Raw genomic sequence first — 20,765 nt, 5'->3', positions numbered from 1 at the left:
GTTCGCGCGCGAACTCGGCGTCGAAGTCGCTCGCGTGCAGGGTTCGGGTCCGAAGGGCCGCATTACGAAGGAAGACGTCACGGGCTTCGTGAAGGGCGTGATGACCGGCCAGCGCGCAGCACCGGCCGCGGCAGCCGCGCCGGCAGGCGGCGGCGAGCTGAACCTGCTGCCGTGGCCGAAGGTCGACTTCTCGAAGTTCGGCCCGTTCGAAGCGAAGCCGCTGTCGCGCATCAAGAAGATCTCGGGCGCGAACCTGCATCGCAACTGGGTAATGATCCCGCACGTCACGAACAACGACGAAGCGGACATCACCGAGCTCGAAGCGCTGCGCGTGCAGCTGAACAAGGAGCACGAGAAGGCGGGCGTGAAGTTCACGATGCTCGCGTTCGTGATCAAGGCGGTCGTCGCTGCGCTGAAGAAATTCCCGACGTTCAACGCGAGCCTCGACGGCGACAACCTGGTGTTCAAGCAGTACTACCACGTCGGTTTCGCCGCGGACACGCCGAACGGTCTCGTCGTCCCGGTGATCCGCGATGCGGACAAGAAGGGTCTCGTCGATATCGCGAAGGAAATGGCCGAGCTGTCGAAGGCCGCACGCGACGGCAAGCTGAAGCCGGACCAGATGCAGGGCGGCTGCTTCTCGATCTCGTCGCTCGGCGGGATCGGCGGCACGAACTTCACGCCGATCATCAACGCGCCGGAAGTGGCGATCCTCGGGTTGTCGCGCGGCCAGATGAAGCCGGTGTGGGACGGCAAGCAATTCGTGCCGCGCCTGACGCTGCCGCTGTCGCTGTCGTATGACCATCGCGTGATCGATGGCGCGGAAGCCGCGCGGTTCAATGCGTATCTCGGCGCGTTGCTCGCGGATTTCCGTCGCATCATTCTTTGATGAGCGGGGGAGCTCGCGGGGGCGTGGGGGTTTTGTTTGTTATCCGCGCCCTGTCGTTGAACCTGTTTTGCTAACGGTCTATTAGCGTCGCCCCTGCGCGGGGCGGCGGTCACTTTTCTTTGTCTTCCAAAGAAAAGTAACCAAAAGAAAGGCGCGTCCTTGGGCGGACGGCAAAGGTGGTCCTGCCCAGGTTCGCGTTTTCTTTCGGCCGTAGTCTTGGGTTCTATCGCGGGTTTCTCCCCCTCTGTCTGCAGCTAATCAAGAAGGGGACAGTAATGAGTCTCATCGAAGTCAAGGTTCCGGATATCGGCGATTTCAGCGGCGTCGATGTCATCGAAGTCAACGTCAAACCCGGCGACGTGATCGAGAAAGAGCAAACGCTCATCACGCTCGAATCCGATAAAGCCTCCATGGAAGTGCCCAGCGACGTCGCCGGCACCGTCAAGGAAATCAAGGTCAAAGCCGGCGAGAAAGTCTCGCAAGGCACCGTCATCGCCATCGTCGAAGCAGCAGCAGGCGCCGCCGCTCCCGCGAAAGCAGCGGAACCGGCCAAGCCCGCAGCAGCTGCGCCGGCACCGGCCGCCGCCGCTCCGGCGCCCGCGCCGCAAGCCGGCAGCTACGCAGGTGCAGCCGACATCGAGTGCGACATGCTCGTGCTCGGCGCCGGCCCCGGCGGGTACTCGGCCGCGTTCCGCGCTGCCGACCTCGGCATGAAGACCGTGCTCGTCGAACGCTACTCGACGCTCGGCGGCGTGTGCCTGAACGTCGGCTGCATCCCGTCGAAAGCGCTGCTGCATACGTCGCTCGTCGTCGAGGAAGCCGCGGCGCTCGCGTCGCACGGCATCACGTTCGGCAAGCCCGAGATCAACCTCGACAAGCTGCGCGACTTCAAGTCGGGCGTCGTCAAGAAACTGACGACGGGCCTCGCCGGCATGGCGAAGGCACGCAAGGTCGAAGTCGTCACGGGCGTCGGGTCGTTCGTCGATCCGTATCACATGGAAGTGCAGGGCGAGAATGGCAAGAAGGTCGTCCGCTTCAAGCAGGCGATCATCGCGGCCGGTTCGCAATCGGTGAAGCTGCCGTTCCTGCCGGAAGACCCGCGCATCGTCGATTCGACCGGCGCGCTCGAACTGCGCCAGCAGCCGAAGCGGATGCTCGTGATCGGCGGCGGCATCATCGGTCTCGAAATGGCGACGGTCTACTCGACGCTCGGCGCCGAGATCGACGTCGTCGAAATGCTCGACGTGCTGATGAACGGCGCGGACCGCGATCTCGTCAAGGTCTGGGAAAAGTACAACGCGAAGCGCTTCGGCAACGTGATGCTGAAGACCAAGACGGTCGGCGCGGAAGCGAAGGAAGACGGCATCTACGTGACGTTCGAGGGCGAGAAGGCGCCGGCAGAGCCGCAGCGCTACGACCTCGTGCTCGTCGCGGTGGGCCGTAGCCCGAACGGCAAGAAGATCGGCGCCGACAAGGCCGGTGTGGCCGTGACGGATCGCGGCTTCATCGACGTCGACAAGCAGATGCGCACGAACGTGCCGCACATCTTCGCGATCGGCGATATCGTCGGCCAGCCGATGCTCGCGCACAAGGCCGTGCACGAAGGCCACGTCGCAGCGGAAGCCGCGCACGGCGAGAAGTCGTACTTCGATGCGCTGCAGATCCCGTCGGTGGCCTACACCGATCCGGAAGTGGCCTGGGCCGGCAAGACGGAAGAGCAGTGCAAGGCCGAAGGCATCAAGTACGGCAAGGCCGTGTTCCCGTGGGCCGCTTCGGGCCGCGCGATCGCGAACGGCCGCGACGAAGGCTTCACGAAGCTGATCTTCGACGAGGAAACCCATCGCGTGATCGGCGGCGGCATCGTTGGCCTGAACGCGGGCGACCTGATCAGCGAAGTGTGTCTCGCCGTCGAGATGGGCGCGGACGCGGAAGACATCGGCAAGACGATCCATCCGCACCCGACGCTCGGCGAATCCGTCGGCATGGCCGCCGAGCTGTACGAAGGCGTCTGTACGGATCTCCCGCCGCAACGCAAGAAGTAACGCAGCCGGCACGGCCGGCAATCTGCCGGCCACGAAAAAACGCCGCCTCCCGGGCAATCCGGGCGGCGGCGTTTTCTTTTGTTTGCGGCCGATGCTCAAACGACCGTTCGAGAACGGCCGGCAACGTGCCGGTTCCAGCGTGTTCCGGCGCCAGAAACGAAAAAGCCGCGCTGGGCGCGGCTCTTTCAGGAGCAGGGGACGCTTACGCGGCCGGCTTGCTCGTACGACGTGCAGCAGCGGCGGTAGCAGCCTTCGTTGCGACGGCAGCAGCAGCGTTGAAGTTCGTTTCAGCGATTTCGACGGCTTGCTTCGCTGCCTTCTGAACCGTTTCGTACGTGGTGTTCGCAGCGTTCAGTGCCGACTTCAGTGCGGCGACAGCCGTTTCCGAACCGGCCGGGGCGTTCTTCGCGACGTTGTCGACGAGTGCCTGAACCTTCTTGTTCTGCTCTTCGAATTGCGCTTCGGCAACCTTCGCGAACTCGGCTTGCGTCGACGATGCGATTTCGTACAGGTGACGGCTGTACGACAGAACCTTTTCCGCGGCCGGCTGCGACAGGCTGGCTTGCAGCGCGATCAGTTCCTGCGCGTCCTTCACCGACAGCAGGCGCTGTGCGTTTTCCTGGCCCTCTGCCAGCGTCGACTTCACGACTTGCAAGTTCAGTTCGATCAGCTTTTCGACGCCTTCGAACGCCTTGGCGGTCAGACCGAACAGGCTTTCGAGGTTGGCTTTCTGTGCAGCGGCGATTTGCTCGGGGGTCAGCAAGGACATGTCAAGCTCCTGAAAAGCGATCGCGTCGATCGCAGAGTGAAGGGCACTACGCTGGGGAATCTCGGATGTGCGTGCTTTGTGCAACGCAGCAATGAAGCGTATTTTAGGGCAGAGAAAATGGATGTCAAGTATTTTTTGTGCGTTGCACAATCGTGACAAATTATCGATAAAACAATGAGTTATCGTGACCGTTCGGAATCGGTTTCATGCGCGGTTCCCACATGGTGCGCACGGCTGCGGGGCAGGCGCGGCGCACCATGATCATGCACAGGTAAACCTGACAGGCCTGTGGAACGTTATCCTTCTGTTCCTGTCGAAAACGCGCCGTTTCGATGCGCGTACCGTGGCGACGTGCCGCCGCCACGGCCGAGACCGGCGCCCATGGCACCCCGAGCGCCGGATACGTAGTTTCCCCGCTTTAAATCGCCTCCGAAGTGACGTTATCTCAATTAACCGTGTGTAATCGGGAGACGGGTACTGTCGGGCAGCGCATCCCATGAATTTTTTCGATGGGAGCGGGAGGGTTCATTGGTCAGAGGTTGGCCGACCCTTACATTCCGGTTTAACGACGATCGGTAAGTGCCTAATATTGCTCTTTTTTTCAGCTTTAACTACACTTGCGGAAACCTCCCGCCCGCTTTGTCCAGACCCCAATGAAAGCCGAATCGTTTTCACCGCGCAGATTGTTGCAGAGCATGACGCTCGGCACGGCTGTGTCGGTCGCAGTCGCCTTGCTGGCGACCACCGCGACCGTCGCGCCCGCTGACGCCTTTGCCGCCACTGCGAAGACCCAACAAGCCGCCAAGAAAAAGGCTGTCGCTCCTGCTTCGTCCGCGAAGAAGAAGTCGGCCAAGGCCAGCTCCGACAAATCCGCGAAGGTCGCGGCCGCCGACGCGCCGCGCGCGAAGGCATCGCGCAAGCGCATGACGCTCGCGTCGAACGTGCATGGCGGCCATCACGGCGCAGTCCGCAAGGTCGCGTTCCAGCCGCGCCGGCCGACCGTCGGCCAGGCCTTCGGCCTGCACGACACGCCGGACGCGCTCGCGCTGCGTTCGAGCGTCGCGTACGTCGTCGACCAGAACTCGGGCGAGCCGCTGTTCGACAAGAATTCGCACGCCGTCGTGCCCATCGCGTCGATCTCGAAGCTGATGACGGCGATGGTCGTCCTCGACTCGAAGACGCCGATGACCGACCAGATCGAAGTCACCGACGAAGACCGCGATTACGAGAAGGGCACGGGCTCGCGCCTGTCGGTCGGCTCGGTGCTGTCGCGTGAAGACATGCTGCACATCGCGCTGATGGCGTCGGAAAACCGCGCGGCGGCCGCGCTGTCGCGTTACTACGCGGGTGGCCGTCCGGCGTTCATCGCAGCGATGAACGCGAAGGCGAAGTCGCTCGGCATGACCGATACGCACTTCGAAAATTCGACGGGTCTGTCGAGCTCGAACGTGTCGAGCGCACGCGATCTCGTGAAGATGGTCAATGCGGCGTACCAGTACCCGATGATTCGTCAGTTCTCGACCGATCGCACCTACGAGGTGTACACGGGCAAGCGCAATCTCGTCTACAACAGCACGAATGCGCTGATCCGCGGCAACGGCTCGTGGGACATCGGTCTGCAGAAGACGGGTTTCATCAACGAAGCGGGCGAATGTCTCGTGATGCAGGCGACGATCCACGGCAAGCCGATGGTGATGGTGCTGCTCGATTCGTTCGGCAAGTATTCGCGCTTCGCCGATGCGGCGCGCCTGCGCAACTGGCTCGATGCCGGCGGCGGCGAGCGCCTGACGGCGGCCAATACGCCGAACGGCGGGACCTGATCGCACGGTGGCGTGACGGTTCAACGCCGCGCCGTTGGCTGAAAAAAAAGCCCCGCAATCGCGGGGCTTTTTCATTGGGTGCGCGGGAGCGGCTTACGCCTGCCGCTGCAGCCCGTCCGCATCCTTCGCGGGCGCCGGCCGGTAGCCGAGCGATTCCGAAATGGTGAGGGCCGTGCGGCTCAACTGGCCGAGCCACGCATCCTGGAGTCGATCGGCCGGCGCCGACAGCGACAGGCCCGCGACGAGCTTGCCCGAATCGTCGTAGATGCCGGCCGCGATACAGCGCACGCCGAGCTCCAGCTCCTCGTTGTCGCGTGCGCACGATTGCTGGCGCACGATCGTCAGCTCGCGCTCGAGCTTCGCGATGTCGGTGATGCTGTTCTGCGTATGACCGGACAGCCCCGTGCGCGTCGCATAGGCTCGCACGCGCGACGTCTCGTCGGCCGCGAGGAACAGCTTGCCGACCGACGTGAGGTGCAGCGGCGCGCGGCCACCGATCGCACGAACGACCTGCATCCCCGAGCGCTCCGAATACGCACGCTCGATGTAGACGATCTCGTCGCCCTGGCGCACCGACAGGTTCACGGTTTGCCCGGTGAGACGGTGCAGCTCGCGCATCGGCATCAGCGCCGCGTCGCGTACCGACAGGCGCGCCTTCACGAGGTTGCCGAGCTCCAGCAGCCGCATGCCGAGGCGGTACGTGCCGGGATCGGAGCGGTCGACGAGACGGCAGGTCACCATGTCGTTGAGGATGCGGTGCGCGGTCGACGGGTGCAGCTCCGTCCGCTGCGCAAGCTCCTTCAGGCTGACAGGGTCACTGTGCGCGGCGAGCGCGTCCAGCAGCCGCATCATGCGTTCGATCACCTGGATCGACGTTTTTGAATCCGGGGTGGGTTGGCTCATGTCGGGGGAGAAATCGGTTGACGCGTCAAGCGGTGTTGGAACGATTGTATCTCGTATCGTGAAAAAAGCGAACGCCGTTCGAGGAAACCCTCGTTTCGCGCAGTGCGGGCTTGCGCGAGAGCCGGCGTTGGTCTTGCCGGCCAAACGGCGGATAATGAGAGCCGTTTTCTCGAAGGAGCACGTATGCGAGTCGGTTTGTTCGTGACCTGCCTGGTCGATCTGATGCGCCCCGAAATCGGTTTTTCGGCGCTCAAGCTGATTCGCGACGCCGGCTACGAGGTGATCGTGCCGCCCGCGCAGACTTGCTGCGGCCAGCCGGCCTACAACTCGGGCGACCGCGCGCTCGCACGCGATCTCGCGGAAAAGACGCTGCGCGAGTTCGAGCAGTTCGATTACGTCGTCGCGCCGTCGGGTTCGTGCGGCGGGATGATCCGCGCGCACTACGGCGACCTGTTCCGCGACGACCCCGAGCTGATGGGGCGCTACACGCGGTTCCAGCAGAAGGTCTACGAACTGACCGATTTCCTGGCGAACGTCGCGAAGGTGTCGCTCGCACCGGGCGAATTCACCGGGCCCGTCACCTACCATGATTCTTGCTCGGGCCTGCGCGAGCTCGGCGTGAAGGCGCAGCCACGCGCGCTGCTCGCGCAGCGCGGCATCGCGGTCACCGAGATGAAGGACTGCGAGCATTGCTGCGGCTTCGGCGGCACGTTCGCGGTCAAGTACGGCGACATTTCGGCGGCCATCGCGGACGAGAAATGCGCGAACGTGCGCGCGTCGGGCACGGGTGCCGTCGTGCTCGGCGATCTCGGCTGCATGCTGAACATCGAAGGGCGGTTGCGCCGCACCGGCGACCGCGACACGCGCGTGCTGCACGTCGCGCAGGTGCTGGCGGGCGACGTCTGACGCCCGGTTCCGCTCACTTTTCCCCCGATACCGCGATGCAAGTCCAATCGATGCATTTCAAGGCGCGCGCCGGCCAGAAGCTGGCCGACCAGCGCCTGCAGCAGAACCTGAAGAAGCTGTCGACGAAATTCGTGTCCGCGCGCGCCGACGCGATGACCGCGATCGACTTCCCGGCCACGCGCGCCGCGCTGAAGGCTCGCCGCAACCGCGCGCTGGAGAACCTCGACGTGTGGCTCGAGGCGTTCGAGCGCGAGGCGACGCGGCGCGGCACGACGGTGCTGTTCGCGGAAACGACCGCGGATGCCGCGCGGCTCGTGGCCGACATCGCGCGCCGTCACGACGTGAAGAAGGTCATCAAGACCAAGTCGATGGTGTCGGAGGAAATGCGCCTGAACGCGGTGCTCGCGGAAATGGGCGTGCAGTCGATCGAAACGGATCTCGGCGAATACATCCTGCAGATCAACGACAACGAGCCGCCGAGCCACATCATTGCGCCCGTCGTGCACAAGGACAAGGACGAGATCGCCGACCTGTTCGCGCGCACGCACCATCGCGAGCGGCTCACCGAGATTCCGGACATGACGCGCGAGGCGCGCGAGGTGCTGCGCCCGCATTTCATGTCGGCCGACATGGGTGTGACGGGCGGCAACTTCGTGATCGCCGAGACTGGTTCGGTCGCGATCGTGACGAACGAAGGGAACGAGGGGATGTGCACGGTGATGCCGCGCGTGCACGTCGCGGTGACGGGCATCGAGAAGGTGCTGCCGACGCTCGAGGATCTCGCGACCGCGATGCGCCTGCTGCCGCGCTCCGCGACCGGGCAGAAGACGTCGAACTATTTCTCGCTGCTGACCGGGCCGCGCGGGCCGGGCGACGAGGACGGCCCCGAGCACAACTACGTGGTGCTCGTCGACGGTGGCCGCACCGGGCTGATCGGCGGCGAATTCCAGGAGATGCTGCGCTGCATCCGCTGCGGCGCATGCATGAACCATTGTCCGGTTTACCAGAAGGTCGGCGGCCATGCGTACGGCTGGGTCTACCCGGGGCCGATGGGGTCCGTGCTGACGCCGAGCTACGTCGGACTCGACCGCGCGCTCGACCTGCCGCAGGCCGCAACCCTCTGCGGGGAATGCGACAGCGTGTGCCCGGCCGGGATTCCGTTGTCGAATCTGTTACGCACGCTGCGCGAGAAGCAGGTCGAGCGGCACCTGCGGCCGTGGCGCGAGCGGGCGGCGCTCGCCGCATGGGGCTTCGTCGCGCGCCGGCCGATGCTGTACGCGCTGACGACCAAGCTCGCGGTGCGCATCCTCGAGCGGCTGGGCGGCAACGGCGGCACGCTGCGGCGTCTGCCGATGATGGGCGGCTGGATGGATACGCGCGACATGCCGACACCGACCGGGCGCACGTTCCGCGAGCTGTACGCGGCGTCGCAAAGCCACCTCGGCTGACGACTGTTTATCCGGCGACAACAGTGCGTTCGCTATTTGTATATTTATCTCGATAGGTGCGGTCTATAGAATCCTGTCTGTAGTCCCCGGAATTGGGTTCCGGGGTACGAGGTCAAGGAGGTCCGCATCATGAGAAAGACAATATCGATGTACTGGCCGCTGGCAATCGTCGTTCCGCTGGCTGCGGCTGCCTATCTGCATGCGATGGCCGATGCGCCGTCGCGTGGCCCGCTCGCGGCTCACCAGGCATCTGCCGAGCTGGCGCGTGCAGTGTCGTTCGGGTTGGTCGACGACGCGGCGAAGCCGCTGCCGGCGGCATCCGGCGACGTCGTGCTCGCCGCGCCGAAGGCGCTGTAAGGCACGGTGCCGTCGCTTTGCGCGGCGGCGCGATTTCGGCCGCCTTTGTATAATGGCGCGTTCTTCTGCCACGCGGTCCGCCGCGGCTTTCCGATAGTACGATGACCCGCGTTTCGATCTGTTTCGTCTGTCTCGGCAACATCTGCCGTTCGCCCACCGCGGAAGGCGTGATGCGTCACCAGGTCGACGCGGCCGCGCTGGCGGACCGGATCGCGATCGATTCGGCCGGAACCGGCGACTGGCACGTCGGCGAGCCTCCCGATACGCGTGCACAGGCTGCCGCTCTCGGCCGCGGCTACGATCTGTCGGCGCTGCGCGCACGACAGGTGAGCGCGGCGGATTTCGAGCGCTTCGACCTGCTGCTCGCGATGGACGAGGCGAATCTCGCGGAGTTGCGCCGCCGTTGTCCGCCGCAGCATCGCGACAAGGTGCGGTTGCTGATGGAGTTCGCGCCGGATTCGACCGAAACCGAAGTGGCCGATCCCTATTTCGGCGGTACGCAGGGCTTCGAGCAGGTGCTCGATCAGGTCGAGCGCGCGTGCGCGGGCCTGCTGGAGACGCTCCGGGCCCGCACGGAGCGCTGATCGCGCGGAATTCAGCGGTCTGCGAATACCCTTTCAAAAGCATGGATACTTGACTAAAAACGTCAAATATTTATACTTGACCAAAATCGTCAAGATTGCAGTCCCCTAGACACCATGAGACTCACCACCAAAGGCCGTTTCGCCGTCACGGCGATGATTGACTTGGCACTGCGCCAGGAGCAGGGCCCGGTGACGCTTGCAGGCATCAGCCAGCGCCAGCGGATTTCGCTCTCGTATCTCGAACAGCTGTTCGGCAAGCTGCGCAGGCATGAAATCGTCGAATCCGTGCGCGGCCCGGGCGGCGGCTACAACCTCGCGCGTCGCGCGCAGGACGTCACCGTTGCCGACATCATCATCGCGGTTGATGAACCGCTCGACGCCACGCAGTGCGGCGGCAAAGGCACGTGCGACGGCTCGAAGCAGCCCGACGGCCATTGCATGACGCACGAGCTGTGGTCGACGCTGAACCAGAAGATGGTCGAATACCTCGATTCGGTGTCGCTGCAGGATCTCGTCGATCAGCAGCGCGCTCGCGAGGGCGCCCCCGCGGTGCTGCGCGACCGTCGAACGCCGGAGCCCGTCGCGGCACCGGCCGAGCCGGCGCGCACGATGCCGCTCGGCCCCAACTCGGTGTTCAACATCGCGAGTTCGTGAGCGCGAAGGCGCCGCCATACCCCATAACGCACATAGTCCCTGCACAGAATTCCCGGAGCGACAGATGACCCAAGACACTCTCCACCTGCCCATCTATATGGATTACAGCGCGACGACACCGGTCGATCCGCGCGTGGTCGACAAGATGGTGCCGTACCTGCGCGAGCAGTTCGGCAACCCGGCGTCGCGCAGCCACGCGTATGGCTGGGATGCGGAGCGTGCGGTCGAGGAAGCGCGCGAGAACGTGGCCGCGCTCGTGAACGCGGATCCGCGCGAGATCATCTGGACGTCCGGCGCAACGGAATCGGACAACCTCGCGATCAAGGGTGCCGCGAACTTCTACAAGGGCAAGGGCAAGCACATCATCACGGTGAAGACCGAGCACAAGGCCGTGCTCGATACGTGCCGCGAGCTCGAGCGCGACGGTTTCGAAGTCACCTACCTCGACGTGAAGGATGACGGCCTGATCGACCTCGACGTGTTCAAGGCCGCACTGCGCCCGGACACGATCCTCGTGTCGGTGATGCACGTGAACAACGAGATCGGCGTGATCCAGGACATCGAGACGATCGGTGAAATCTGCCGCGAGAAGGGCATCGTGTTCCACGTCGACGCCGCACAGTCGACCGGCAAGGTCGTGATCGACCTCGCGAAGCTGAAGGTCGACCTGATGTCGTTCTCGGCGCACAAGACCTACGGCCCGAAGGGCATCGGCGCGCTGTACGTGCGTCGCAAGCCGCGTGTGCGCATCGAGGCGCAGATGCACGGCGGTGGCCACGAGCGCGGCATGCGTTCGGGCACGCTGGCGACGCACCAGATCGTCGGCATGGGCGAAGCGTTCCGTATCGCACGTGAAGAAATGGCGACGGAAAACGAGCGCGTCCGCATGCTGCGCGACAAGCTGCTGCGCGGCCTGTCGCAGATCGAGGAAACGTACGTGAACGGCGACATGGAACGCCGTGTCCCGCACAACCTCAACATCAGTTTCAACTTCGTCGAAGGCGAGTCGCTGATCATGGCGATCAAGGACGTCGCGGTGTCGTCGGGCTCCGCATGCACGTCGGCGTCGCTGGAGCCGTCGTACGTGCTGCGTGCGCTCGGCCGCAACGACGAGCTGGCACACAGCTCGATCCGCTTCACGGTCGGCCGCTTCACGACGGAGCAGGAAGTCGACTTCGTGATCAACCTGCTGAACAGCAAGATCGCGAAGCTGCGCGAACTCTCGCCGCTCTGGGAAATGCACCAGGAAGGCATCGATCTGTCGACGATCGAATGGGCCGCACACTGAGCGCCGGATTGAACATACCCGCGGGCGGATTCGCGCACGCAGACGTAACGAGTCAAGGAGTCTGAGTCATGTCTTACAGCAACAAGGTTCTGGATCACTACGAAAACCCGCGCAACGTCGGTTCGTTCGCGAAGGACGACGACACGGTCGGCACGGGCATGGTCGGCGCGCCGGCCTGCGGCGACGTGATGAAGCTGCAGATCCGCGTCGGCGCGGACGGCGTGATCGAAGACGCGAAGTTCAAGACGTACGGTTGCGGTTCGGCGATCGCGTCGAGCTCGCTCGTCACCGAGTGGGTGAAGGGCAAGACGCTCGACGAAGCACTGTCGATCAAGAACACGCAGATCGCCGAAGAACTCGCGCTGCCGCCGGTGAAGATTCACTGCTCGATCCTCGCGGAAGACGCGATCAAGGCAGCCGTGGCTGACTACAAGAAGCGTCACGACACCAAGGAAGGCGATCAGGCAGCTGCCTGAGCGGCATCGAGCACGCGAGTGAAGGAACGCGGCGGGCCTCCGTGGCGCGCCGCGGCAAGGACATCATGGCAATTACACTGACCGAAAAAGCAGCACAGCACGTCCAGAAATACCTCGTCCGTCGCGGCAAGGGTGTGGGCCTGCGGCTTGGCGTTCGCACGACAGGGTGCTCGGGGCTCGCGTACAAGCTCGAGTATGTCGACGAGCTGGCTCCCGAGGATCAGGTGTTCGAGAGCCATGGCGTGAAGGTCATCGTCGATCCGAAGAGCCTTGCCTACATCGACGGCACCGAACTCGACTTCGCACGCGAAGGCCTGAACGAAGGGTTCAAGTTCAACAACCCGAACGTGAAGGACGAGTGCGGCTGCGGCGAATCGTTCCGCGTGTGACCACGCGAATCACCGCGCGATGCGGGCAAGAGGCGGCACGGGCCGCCTTTTTAATGTGCGGCGTTTGCCGCGCGACGAACCGGAATTGAACGCGACGATGGTCTCGCTGAAAGACAGCCATTTCGACCTGTTTCACCTGCCGGCGCAATTCGCGCTCGACGAGACGGTGCTCGACGCCGCCTATCGGACGGTGCAGACGCAGGTGCATCCGGACCGCTTCGCGGCGGCCGGCGATGCGCAGAAGCGCATCGCGATGCAATGGGCAACCCGCGCGAATGAGGCGTACCGCACGCTGCGCGATCCGCTGAAGCGCGCGTCGTATCTGCTGTCGCTGCGCGGTGTCGACATCGGCGCGGAAAACAACACCGCGATGGAGCCTGCGTTCCTGATGCAGCAGATGGAGTGGCGCGAGGGCATCGAGGATGCCGCGGCCGCCCGTAACGTCGACGCGCTCGATGCGCTGCTCGCCGAGTTGCGCGAAGAGCGGCGCGTGCGTGTGGAGCGTCTCGGCACGCTGCTCGACAGCGGCGCCGATCAGGCAGCCGCCGAGGCCGTGCGCCAGCTGATGTTCATCGAACGGGTCGCGTCGGAAGTGGGCGCGCAGATCGAGCGCCTCGAAACTTAACCGCGTGCCTTGCGGCACGCGCAGCAAACGGGCCGAGCGCCCGAACGAACCAAGATGGCTTTACTGCAAATTTCCGAACCGGGCATGGCGCCGGCGCCGCATCAGCGGCGACTCGCCGTCGGGATCGATCTCGGCACGACGAACTCGCTCGTCGCGGCCGTGCGCAACAGCGTGCCCGAAGTCCTGCCGGACGAAGCGGGTCGCGTGCTGCTGCCGTCGGTGGTCCGCTACCTTGAAAAGGGCGGCCGCCGCATCGGTCACGAGGCGAAAGAGCAGGCCGCGACCGATCCGCGCAACACGATCGTGTCGGTGAAGCGCTTCATGGGCCGCGGCAAGGCAGAGGTCGAAGGCGCGGCTAACGCACCGTACGAATTCGTCGACGCGCCGGGCATGGTGCAGATCCGCACCATCGACGGCGTGAAGAGCCCGGTCGAAGTGTCGGCCGAGATTCTCGCGACGCTGCGCTATCGCGCGGAAGATTCACTTGGCGACGATCTGGTCGGTGCAGTGATCACGGTGCCCGCGTATTTCGACGAAGCACAACGCCAGGCGACCAAGGATGCCGCGCGCCTCGCGGGTCTCAACGTGCTGCGCCTGCTGAACGAACCGACCGCCGCAGCGATTGCCTATGGTCTCGACAACGGGGCCGAAGGCCTCTACGCGGTGTACGACCTCGGCGGCGGCACGTTCGACCTGTCGATCCTGAAGCTGACGAAGGGCGTGTTCGAAGTGCTGGCCGCGGGCGGCGATTCCGCGCTCGGCGGCGACGATTTCGATCATGCGCTGTTCGATCACGTGCTCGCGCAGGCCGGCATCGATGCGAAGACGCTCGCACCCGAGGACGTGCGCCTGCTGCTCGACCGTGTGCGCGTGCTGAAGGAAGCGCTGTCGTCCGCACCGCAGGCGTCGCTCGACGTCACGCTGTCGGGTGGTGCGCACCTCGTGCAGACGATCTCGCACGACACGTTCGCGTCGCTCGTCGAGCCGCTCGTGCAGCGCACGCTCACGCCGACCCGCAAGGCGCTGCGCGACGCGCAGGTGACGCCGGCCGACATCAAGGGTGTCGTGCTCGTCGGCGGCGCGACGCGCATGCCGGTGATTCGCGACGCGGTCGCGAAGCATTTCGGCCAGCCGCCGCTCGTGAACCTCGATCCGGACCAGGTCGTCGCGCTCGGCGCGGCAATCCAGGCCGACCTGCTCGCAGGCAATCGCGGCACCGGCGACGACTGGCTGCTGCTCGACGTGATTCCGCTGTCGCTCGGTGTCGAGACGATGGGCGGCCTCGTCGAGAAGATCATTCCGCGCAACTCGACGATTCCGATCGCGCGCGCGCAGGAATTCACGACCTTCAAGGACGGCCAGACCGCGATGGCGATCCACGTCGTGCAGGGCGAGCGCGAGCTCGTTGCCGACTGCCGGTCGCTCGCGCGCTTCGAGCTGCGCGGCATTCCGCCGATGACGGCCGGCGCCGCGCGCATTCGCGTGACCTACCAGGTCGACGCGGACGGCCTGCTGTCGGTGTTCGCTCGCGAGCAGTTGTCGGGCGTCGAGGCGTCGGTTGTCGTGAAGCCGTCGTACGGTCTTGCCGACGACGACATCGCCAAGATGCTCGAGGACAGCTTCAAGACCGCCGAAATCGACATGCGCGCACGCGCGCTGCGCGAAGCGCAGGTCGAGGCCGAGCGGATGCTCGAGGCGACGCAGGCCGCGCTGGCGGCCGACGGCGAACTGCTCGACGCGGACGAGCGCACGCAAGTCGACACGTTGGCTGCGGCGCTGCGCGCGGTGGCGCAGGGCGACGATACGAACGCGATCGAAGCGGCGACCAAGGCGCTGGCCGACGGCACCGACGAATTCGCGGCGCGCCGGATGGACAAGAGCATCAAGCGCGCGCTGTCGGGCCGCCGGCTCGACGAGATCTGAACTCACGAACTGCGCATCGGCCGGTGACGGCCCGCGCGATAATGAACCGTGCGGCGCCTGGCGCCGCACCCTGACTGACGGAACGGACATGCCTCAACTGGTGGTGCTGCCTCACGTCGAACTGTGCCCGGATGGCGCAGTGATCGACGCGACGCCCGGCAAGAGTATCTGTGACAACCTGCTCGAACACGGGATCGAGATCGAGCATGCATGCGAGAAGTCGTGCGCGTGCACGACGTGCCACGTGGTGATCCGCGAAGGCTTCAACGATCTGACGCCGTCCGAGGAGGACGAGGACGATCTGCTGGACAAGGCGTGGGGCCTCGAGCCGACGTCGCGCCTGTCGTGCCAGGCGCTCGTGAAGGAAGATTCGGACCTGGTGGTCGAGATTCCGAAGTACTCGATCAACCACGCGAAGGAAAACCACTGACAGGAACCGGAGGCAGGCGATGAAATGGACCGATTCGCGTGAACTAGCCATTGCGCTGGCGGACAAGTACCCGGACATCGACCCGCAGCGGATCAACTTCGTCGACCTGCGCCAGTGGGTGCTGGAGCTCGACGGCTTCGACGACGATCCGAAGCATTCCGGTGAGAAGATCCTCGAAGCGATCCAGGCGCACTGGATCGACGAATCGGACTTCGACGACGAAGACTGAACAGCGTTTGCGCCGCAAAGGCGCACGCGGCTGGCGATGAAAAAACGGCTCGTGAGCAATCGCTCACGAGCCGTTTTCATTTTCCGCCGGTTGCCCGCACGTTACGCGGGCAGGGGCGTCATGCAATCACGCGCCGACCAGCGTACCGTTCTCGATCCGCACGCGCTGGCCCTGGCCGAACGGCGGCTGCTGATTGTGGTACGTGAACGTGCGCGTCGCGCCGCTCTCCATCTGCACTTGCACCTGGTAGTCGGTTTCCGCGCGCACCTGCTTTTCGACCTGGTTGCCGGCCAGGCCGCCACCCAGTGCGCCGATGATCGTCATCGCGGTGCGGCCGTTGCCGTGGCCGAACTGGTTGCCCAGCAGGCCGCCGGCTGCAGCGCCGCCGACTGCACCGATGCCCGAGCTCTGGCCGGGCGTGCGGACCGGCGTGATCGCGACGACCGTGCCGCAGGTCTGGCAGTAAGCCGGCTGTGCCGGGCCGGACGATTGCTGCGCGTACTGCGGCGGCTGCGGCGCCGTCGTATGGCGACGGTGCACCGGGGCCGGACGCGGAGCGGGCTTCGGTTCGGCCTGCGCTGCGAGCGCCTTCTGCTGCGCGGCAGCCTGTTCAGCCGCCTGCTGCTTGGCCTGGGCGGCCAGCGCGGCGCTGGCGGCCGCGGCCGTATCGACGGCCGGCTGCGATGCGATCAGCGCGGCCTGGGTCTGGCCGTTCTGTTCGTTGCTGCTGCTGGCCTTCGGGAACACGCCCGTGATCGCGGCCGTCGCCGCGAGGCTGGCGACGATGACGGCGCCGGCGGCGGTGGCGATGAGCGGGTGGAGGCGTTGCTTTTGCGGCGTGGTCTGATTCTGGTTGTCCATTTTTTTCTCCGATGTCGATCCGGACCGGCATTGCGGCGCCGGGCCGGATCCCACGCTGCGGGCTCGCGCAGACTTGGCGTTCCTGCGCCTTGTTCTGGTCCCGTGGTCATGCGTGGTGACGCAAGAGGAGTGTCGTCCACCGGCAAGCGGCGCGCCGTATCAAGGTGTAACGAATTGCAGCAGGGCGCTAGCAGCCATGACAGGGAAAACCCGGAGAAGGCCGTCGCGACGAGGGGATAAAACGGGGAAGGATCGAAAGCCGGCGGACGCCGGCTGGCGGGATTTACGCGTCGTTACAAAGCTGACGCGTGCGCGCCGCAGGGCGCGGCGCACACGCGGGCGCAGCGATCAGTCTTCGCGGCGCAGATGCGGGAACAGCAGCACGTCGCGGATCGTCGGGCTGTCGGTCAGCAGCATCACGAGACGGTCGATGCCGATCCCGCAGCCGCCGGTCGGAGGCATCCCGTATTCGAGCGCGCGGATGTAGTCGGCGTCGAAGAACATCGCTTCCTCGTCGCCTGCATCCTTCTGCTCGACCTGCTTCTTGAAGCGCGCGGCCTGGTCTTCCGGATCGTTCAGCTCCGAGAAGCCGTTCGCGATTTCGCGGCCGGTCATGAACAGCTCGAAACGCTCGGTGATGCCCGGCACCGTATCCGATGCGCGTGCGAGCGGCGACACCTCGATCGGGTAGTCGATGATGAAGGTCGGCTCCCACAGCTGCGCTTCGGCCGTTTCCTCGAACAGCGCGAGCTGCAGCGCGCCGGTACCCGCGTTCAGGAACGCCGGCTGCGACACGTCGACGCCGAAGCGCTTCAGTTCGGTGCGCAGGAACGCGTCGTCCGACAGCTGGCCGGCGGTGTAGTCCGGCGCGTACTTCTGGATCGCCTGCGTGATCGTCAGGCGGTGGAACGGCTTCGCGAGGTCGAGCTCGCGGCCCTGGTACTGGATCGTCGCGGTGCCGAGCGCATCGATCGCCGCCTGGCGGATCAGTTGCTCGGTGAAGTCCATCAGCCAGCGATAGTCGGTGTACGCGGCGTAGAACTCCATCATCGTGAATTCCGGGTTGTGACGCGGCGAAACGCCTTCATTCCGGAAGTTACGGTTGATTTCGAACACGCGTTCGAAGCCGCCGACGATCAGGCGCTTCAGGTACAGCTCCGGCGCGATGCGCAGGAACATCTGCATGTCGAGCGCGTTGTGATGCGTGACGAACGGCTTCGCGGCCGCGCCGCCCGGGATCGGGTGCAGCATCGGCGTCTCGACTTCCATGAAGTCGGCGTTGTCCATGAAATTGCGGATCGACGCGATCGTCTTGGTGCGGGCGCGGAACGTGTCGCGCGTTTCCGGCGTGACGATCAGGTCGACGTAGCGCTGGCGGTAGCGCATTTCCTGGTCCGACAGGCCGTGGAACTTGTCCGGCAGCGGGCGCAGCGCCTTCGACAGCAGGCGCAGTTCCTTGCACTGGACCGACAGCTCGCCCTTGTTGGTGCGGAACAGCACGCCGCGCGCGGCGACGATGTCGCCGAGGTCCCACTTCTTGAATGCGTCGTAGGTTTCCGCGCCGACGTCGTTCGGCGTCACGAAGAACTGGATCTGGCCCGAACCGTCCTGCACCGTCGCGAAGCTTGCCTTGCCCATCACGCGCTTGAGCATCATGCGGCCGGCGACCGACACCTCGACCGGGTTCGCTTCGAGCGCGGCCTTGTCCGAATCGGCGAAGGTCGTCTGCAGATCGGCTGCGTGATGCGTCGGGCGGAAATCGTTCGGGTAGGCGACGCCTTGCTCGCGCAACGCGCGCAGCTTCTCGCGGCGCTCGGCGATGATCTGGTTTTCGTCCGCGGTGACGGCGGGCTGCGTTTGGGTCGGTTCGGTCATGATGGTCGGAATTCGGAGTGGGTGCGGCAACGCAAACGGGAAGGGCAAGGGGGCGCGACCCGGCCGGGCCGCGCCGCGGCGCTTACACGCCCTGTTTGAGGCTCGCGCTGATGAAGTCGTCGAGGTCGCCGTCGAGGACAGCCCTCGTGTTGCTCATTTCGACGTTCGTGCGCAGGTCCTTCACGCGGCTCTGGTCGAGCACGTACGAGCGGATCTGGTGGCCCCAGCCCACATCGGTCTTGCTCGATTCGAGCTTGTCCTGTTCGGCCTGGCGTTTGCGCATCTCGACTTCGTACAGGCGCGATTTCAGCATCGCCATCGCTTCGGCGCGGTTGCGGTGCTGCGAGCGGTCGTTCTGGCACTGCACGACGATACCGGTCGGCATGTGCGTGATCCGCACCGCGGAGTCGGTCTTGTTGATGTGCTGGCCGCCCGCGCCCGATGCGCGGTACGTGTCGATGCGCAGGTCGGCCGGGTTGATCTCGACTTCGATCGAGTCGTCGATTTCCGGATAGACGAACACCGACGAGAACGACGTGTGGCGGCCGCCCGACGAGTCGAACGGCGACTTGCGCACGAGACGGTGGATGCCCGTTTCGGTGCGCAGGAAGCCGTACGCGTATTCGCCCGTGACCTTGACCGTCGCGTTCTTGATACCGGCGACGTCGCCGTCGGAATCTTCGAGCACCTCGGCCTTGAAGCCCTTGCGTTCGCAGTAGCGCAGGTACTGGCGCAGCAGCATCGACGCCCAGTCGCACGCCTCGGTGCCGCCGGCGCCGGCCTGGATGTCGATGAAGCAGTTGTTCGGGTCGGCCGGGTTCGAGAACATCCGGCGGAACTCGATGTCGCCGACGCGTGCCTCGAGCTTCGCGGCGTCGTCTTCCGACGCGACGAGGGTGTCCTCGTCGCCTTCCTCGCGGGCCAGCTCGAACAGGTCGAGCGCGTCGCGCAGGTCGCTATCGAGCACGGTGAGCGTCGTGACGACGCCTTCGAGCAGCTTCTTCTCGCGACCGAGCGCCTGGGCGTTCTTCGAATCGTTCCAGACGTTCGGGTCTTCGAGTTCCTTGTTGACTTCGGTCAGACGCGCAGCTTTGGCGTCGTAGTCAAAGATACCCCCGGAGCTCGCCCGCGCGGTTGCGCAGGTCGAGCAGGGAGCTTTCGATCGCGTTGAGACGTTCCGCTTCCATGATCGTTCGCTTTTCTTGCTTCGTAAAAAAGCGGAATTATAGCCGATCGGCAGGGTTGCCCGGTGACGCAAACGGTGCTCGCACGCGCGCCGCGGCCCCGTCCGGCGCGGTGCGCATGCATCGGCGGGCATCGCGGGTCGGGCGGCCCGGGCTCAGCCGGCCGCGTGTTCGACGATCAGCTGGACGCGCGTGACACCGTTCCACGTGTCGGCGACGAGCCGGTACGCGACCAGCGCGCTCGCCGGCAGCGGCTCGGTGTGGTTGAACCAGATCGCGTTGAAGCGCTGGCGGCCGCGCGCGAGCTGCAGTTTCAGGTGCTTTTCCTTCACGAGCGACTGCGACACGACGTCGAATTCACCCGAGAAAAGCGGGGCCGGAAAACCTTGTCCCCAGACGGCTTCGTCGAGCATCCCGACGAACTGCGGGGTGAAGTACGCGTCCTCGAGTTCGCCGTCGGTCTCGATCACGCGGGCGAGTGCGTCGTCGGACAGCCATTCACGCGCGACGGCCTCGAACGCGGCCGCGAAGCGCGGCACGTTCTCGGTGTCGAGCGTGAGGCCGGCTGCCATCGCGTGGCCGCCGAACGCGACGATCAGGTCCGGTTCGCGTTTCGACACGAGGTCGAGCGCGTCGCGCAGGTGGAAGCCGGCGATCGACCGACCCGACCCCTTGACCCGCTTGCCTTCCTCGTCGGCGTGCGCGAACGTGAACGACGGGCGGTGGAATTTTTCCTTGAGCCGACCGGCGACGATGCCGATCACGCCCTGGTGCCACTCGGGGTTGAAGAGGGTGATCGTGCACGCGTCGGCCGGGTCGACGTCGGCGAGATCGGCGAGCGCCTGCTGCTGCATGCCGGCCTCGATCTCGCGGCGCTCGCGGTTCATCACGTCGAGCTGCTGCGCGAGATCCCACGCGCGGCCGATGTCGTCGGTGATCAGGCACTCGATCCCGAGCGACATGTCGGACAGCCGCCCGGCGGCGTTCAGGCGCGGGCCGAGACCGAAGCCGAGGTCGAAGCCCGACGCCGTGCGGGCTTCGCGTGCGGCGGCGCGGAACAGCGCGGCGACGCCCGGCTGCATGCGGCCGTTGCGGATGCGCTGCAGCCCCTGA

At 65.2% G+C, this 20,765-nt stretch carries 21 protein-coding genes; 15 read left to right on the top strand and 6 right to left on the bottom strand.

The window, feature by feature from the left end; genetic code table 11:
• Positions 1–889: dihydrolipoyllysine-residue acetyltransferase (locus G3O06_RS38285; RefSeq protein WP_205819217.1), on the top strand; the 889-nt coding region annotated here is incomplete at its 5' end.
• Between the two features lie 275 nt (positions 890–1,164).
• A complete protein-coding gene (lpdA, locus tag G3O06_RS38280; RefSeq protein WP_174918824.1) occupies positions 1,165–2,931 on the top strand; it encodes a dihydrolipoyl dehydrogenase in 1,767 nt (588 codons plus the stop codon).
• 202 nt (positions 2,932–3,133) lie between these two features.
• Here lpdA and G3O06_RS38275 read toward each other — a convergent pair whose 3' ends face one another.
• Entirely contained in the window at positions 3,134–3,700 is a 567-nt protein-coding gene (locus G3O06_RS38275; RefSeq protein ID WP_174918823.1) for a phasin family protein, read from the bottom strand.
• Between the two features lie 653 nt (positions 3,701–4,353).
• Here G3O06_RS38275 and pbpG point away from each other — a divergent pair.
• Positions 4,354–5,520 carry a D-alanyl-D-alanine endopeptidase gene (gene pbpG / locus G3O06_RS38270; protein WP_174967303.1) on the top strand — a complete coding sequence of 389 codons (1,167 nt, stop codon included), beginning with the start codon at positions 4,354–4,356 and terminating at the stop codon, positions 5,518–5,520.
• A gap of 93 nt (positions 5,521–5,613) precedes the next feature.
• On the opposite strand, the gene G3O06_RS38265 is transcribed toward pbpG, so the two are convergent.
• Positions 5,614–6,423: an IclR family transcriptional regulator gene (locus tag G3O06_RS38265; protein WP_034183553.1), complete on the bottom strand. Its 810-nt coding sequence runs from the start codon at positions 6,421–6,423 to the stop codon at positions 5,614–5,616.
• Between the two features lie 183 nt (positions 6,424–6,606).
• On the opposite strand from G3O06_RS38265, the gene G3O06_RS38260 reads away from it, so the two are divergent.
• The 12 genes from G3O06_RS38260 (at position 6,607) to iscX (ending at position 15,732) form a co-directional block, all read left to right on the top strand.
• A complete protein-coding gene (locus G3O06_RS38260) occupies positions 6,607–7,329 on the top strand; it encodes a (Fe-S)-binding protein (RefSeq protein WP_069248359.1) in 723 nt (240 codons plus the stop codon).
• A gap of 35 nt (positions 7,330–7,364) precedes the next feature.
• Positions 7,365–8,777, top strand: coding sequence for a lactate utilization protein B (locus G3O06_RS38255; RefSeq protein ID WP_174918525.1), 1,413 nt, complete (start codon positions 7,365–7,367; stop codon positions 8,775–8,777).
• Between the two features lie 129 nt (positions 8,778–8,906).
• Complete coding sequence (locus tag G3O06_RS38250) at positions 8,907–9,134, top strand: hypothetical protein (protein WP_174967305.1); 228 nt, start codon at positions 8,907–8,909, stop codon at positions 9,132–9,134.
• Between the two features lie 101 nt (positions 9,135–9,235).
• Entirely contained in the window at positions 9,236–9,718 is a 483-nt protein-coding gene (locus G3O06_RS38245; protein ID WP_174918527.1) for a low molecular weight protein-tyrosine-phosphatase, read from the top strand.
• 114 nt (positions 9,719–9,832) lie between these two features.
• Complete coding sequence (gene iscR / locus G3O06_RS38240) at positions 9,833–10,372, top strand: Fe-S cluster assembly transcriptional regulator IscR (RefSeq protein ID WP_174918528.1); 540 nt, start codon at positions 9,833–9,835, stop codon at positions 10,370–10,372.
• 64 nt (positions 10,373–10,436) lie between these two features.
• Positions 10,437–11,660 carry an IscS subfamily cysteine desulfurase gene (locus tag G3O06_RS38235; protein WP_174918529.1) on the top strand — a complete coding sequence of 408 codons (1,224 nt, stop codon included), beginning with the start codon at positions 10,437–10,439 and terminating at the stop codon, positions 11,658–11,660.
• A gap of 68 nt (positions 11,661–11,728) precedes the next feature.
• Positions 11,729–12,136 (top strand): Fe-S cluster assembly scaffold IscU, encoded by a 408-nt coding sequence (gene iscU, locus G3O06_RS38230; RefSeq protein ID WP_006481982.1) that lies wholly within the window; start codon positions 11,729–11,731, stop codon positions 12,134–12,136.
• 65 nt (positions 12,137–12,201) lie between these two features.
• The gene (gene iscA / locus G3O06_RS38225) at positions 12,202–12,525 is read left to right on the top strand and encodes an iron-sulfur cluster assembly protein IscA (protein WP_014896627.1); all 324 of its coding nucleotides are present in this window, start codon (positions 12,202–12,204) and stop codon (positions 12,523–12,525) included.
• Between the two features lie 97 nt (positions 12,526–12,622).
• The gene (gene hscB, locus G3O06_RS38220) at positions 12,623–13,150 is read left to right on the top strand and encodes a Fe-S protein assembly co-chaperone HscB (RefSeq protein WP_011352560.1); all 528 of its coding nucleotides are present in this window, start codon (positions 12,623–12,625) and stop codon (positions 13,148–13,150) included.
• A 54-nt stretch (positions 13,151–13,204) separates the two neighbouring features.
• Positions 13,205–15,073: a Fe-S protein assembly chaperone HscA gene (gene hscA / locus G3O06_RS38215; RefSeq protein ID WP_174967306.1), complete on the top strand. Its 1,869-nt coding sequence runs from the start codon at positions 13,205–13,207 to the stop codon at positions 15,071–15,073.
• 88 nt (positions 15,074–15,161) lie between these two features.
• A complete protein-coding gene (gene fdx / locus G3O06_RS38210; RefSeq protein ID WP_122945786.1) occupies positions 15,162–15,503 on the top strand; it encodes an ISC system 2Fe-2S type ferredoxin in 342 nt (113 codons plus the stop codon).
• Between the two features lie 19 nt (positions 15,504–15,522).
• Positions 15,523–15,732 carry a Fe-S cluster assembly protein IscX gene (iscX, locus tag G3O06_RS38205; protein ID WP_034183561.1) on the top strand — a complete coding sequence of 70 codons (210 nt, stop codon included), beginning with the start codon at positions 15,523–15,525 and terminating at the stop codon, positions 15,730–15,732.
• Between the two features lie 126 nt (positions 15,733–15,858).
• Here iscX and G3O06_RS38200 read toward each other — a convergent pair whose 3' ends face one another.
• The 4 genes from G3O06_RS38200 to G3O06_RS38185 form a co-directional block, all read right to left on the bottom strand.
• Positions 15,859–16,593, bottom strand: a complete 735-nt coding sequence (locus tag G3O06_RS38200; RefSeq protein WP_174918532.1) for a glycine zipper 2TM domain-containing protein — start codon at positions 16,591–16,593, stop codon at positions 15,859–15,861.
• Positions 16,594–16,941: 348 nt separating this feature from the next.
• Positions 16,942–18,468 carry a lysine--tRNA ligase gene (gene lysS, locus G3O06_RS38195; RefSeq protein WP_174918533.1) on the bottom strand — a complete coding sequence of 509 codons (1,527 nt, stop codon included), beginning with the start codon at positions 18,466–18,468 and terminating at the stop codon, positions 16,942–16,944.
• Between the two features lie 82 nt (positions 18,469–18,550).
• A protein-coding gene (gene prfB, locus G3O06_RS38190) for a peptide chain release factor 2 (protein WP_122945782.1) occupies positions 18,551–19,655 on the bottom strand; the annotation gives its coding sequence in 2 pieces (ribosomal slippage) (positions 18,551–19,573 and positions 19,575–19,655; 1,104 coding nt in all).
• A 152-nt stretch (positions 19,656–19,807) separates the two neighbouring features.
• On the bottom strand, positions 19,808–20,765 hold a 958-nt coding region (locus G3O06_RS38185; RefSeq protein ID WP_241020445.1), incomplete at its 5' end, for a DHHA1 domain-containing protein.

The sequence above is a fragment of the Burkholderia sp. Ac-20345 genome, assembly GCF_017104825.1.
Taxonomy (GTDB): domain Bacteria; phylum Pseudomonadota; class Gammaproteobacteria; order Burkholderiales; family Burkholderiaceae; genus Burkholderia; species Burkholderia lata_B.
This window is presented reverse-complemented; position numbering and strand designations above follow the sequence as displayed.